The sequence below is a fragment of the Methylobacterium sp. V23 genome, assembly GCF_002917135.1.
In the GTDB taxonomy this organism is placed as follows: Bacteria; Pseudomonadota; Alphaproteobacteria; order Rhizobiales; family Beijerinckiaceae; genus Methylobacterium.
Map to the genome: position 1 here is coordinate 1 of NZ_PDHT01000109.1, position 1,578 is coordinate 1,578.

General features: G+C 72.0%; 2 protein-coding genes. Both read right to left on the reverse strand.

Annotation, left to right across the window (positions count from 1 at the left end; translation table 11 throughout):
- The coding region (gene rfbA, locus CRT23_RS27450; RefSeq protein WP_103712625.1) for a glucose-1-phosphate thymidylyltransferase RfbA at positions 1-847 on the reverse strand (847 nt) is incomplete at its 3' end.
- A partial coding sequence (rfbD, locus tag CRT23_RS27455) for a dTDP-4-dehydrorhamnose reductase (RefSeq protein ID WP_103712626.1) occupies positions 844-1,578 on the reverse strand: 735 nt, incomplete at its 5' end. The genes rfbA and rfbD, both read right to left, overlap by 4 nt.

Consider the following 1,578-nt stretch of genomic DNA (forward strand, 5'->3'; position numbering starts at 1 on the left):
GGAGGTTCTGTCCGTAGGCGGTTTTGGCAAAGAGCTTGCCGCGGGCGACGAGCTGGTCCTTGCCGATGAAGCCCTGCAGGTAGGCGATCTCCTCCAGGCAGGCCACCTGCAGGCCTTGGCGGTGCTGGAGCGTGCGCACGAACTCGGCCGCCTCCAGCAGGCTGTCATGGGTGCCCGTGTCGAGCCAGGCATAGCCGCGGCTCATGCGCTCCACGTGCAGCTGCCCGCGCTCGAGATAGGCCTCGTTGACGCTGGTGATCTCGAGCTCGCCCCGGGCCGAGGGCGTCACTGCCGCGGCGATGTCGAGGACCTGGTTGTCGTAGAAGTACAGCCCCGTCACCGCCCAGGGGCTCTCGGGCTCCACCGGCTTCTCGACCAGGCGCAGGGGCCGTCCGTCCGGGCCGAGGGTCACCACGCCGTAGGCCGAGGGATCGTCGACGTGGTAGGCAAACACCGTGGCGCCGCTCTCGCGGGCGCGCGCCCGGGCCAGCATCTCGCGCATGCCCGAGCCGAAGAACAGGTTGTCGCCGAGCACCAGGGCCACGCTGTCCGCGCCCACGAAGTCGCGCCCGATCAGGAAGGCCTGGGCCAGCCCTTCCGGCCGGGGCTGGAGCGCGTAGCTGAAGAACAGCCCGAACTGCTCGCCGGTGCCGAACAGGCGCTTGTAGTTGTCCAGGTGCTCGGGCGAGGAGATGATCAGGATCTCGCGGATGCCCGCCAGCATCAGCACCGAGACCGGGTAGTAGATCATCGGCTTGTCGTAGACCGGCAGCAGCTGCTTGTTGATCGACAGCGTGGCCGGGTGCAGGCGCGTGCCCGTGCCGCCGGCCAGAACGATCCCCTTCATGCCTGTGTCTCCGTCGTTGTCCGTTCGGGGCCGACCAGCCGGTCGAGGATGTCGTCGAGGGCCCGTTCCCAGGGCCGCGGCCTCAGGCCGTAGGCGGCCGTGAGGCTCGCGGTCGAGAGCACCGAGTACGTGGGCCGGCGGGCCGGGGTCGGGAAGGCGCTGGTGGGAATGGCCTCGACCGGCACCGCGCGGGCGCCGCGCCGGGCCGCGCCCGCCACGATGGCGCGGGCAAAGCCGCACCAGGTGGTGGCGCCCGTATTGACGAAGTGATGCGTGCCCGTGGGGGCGGTAGGATCGCGGGCCAGCGCCTGGGCGATCTGGGCCAGGCCGGCGGCGAGGTCGCCCGCGCTCGTCGGGCTGCCGTGCTGGTCGTCGACCACGCTGAGGCGCTCGCGCTCGGCGGCGAGCCGCAGCATCGTCTTGACGAAGTTGCCCCGGTGCGGGCTCGCCACCCAGGCGGTGCGGAGGATGGCGTGGCGCGGGTTGGCGCTGCGCACCGCGATTTCGCCGGCCGCCTTGCTGGCGCCGTAGACGCTCTGCGGGTCGATCGGCGTATCGGGGGTGCAGGGGGCCTCGGTGCGGCCGTCGAAGACGTAGTCGGTGGAGACGTGCACGAGGGGGATGCCGGCCCGGGCGGTGGCGGCGGCCAGGAGTGCTGGCGCCACCGCGTTCAGGGCCCAGGCCGCGGCGATCTCGCTCTCGGCCCGGTCCACGGCGGTGTAGGCGGCCGC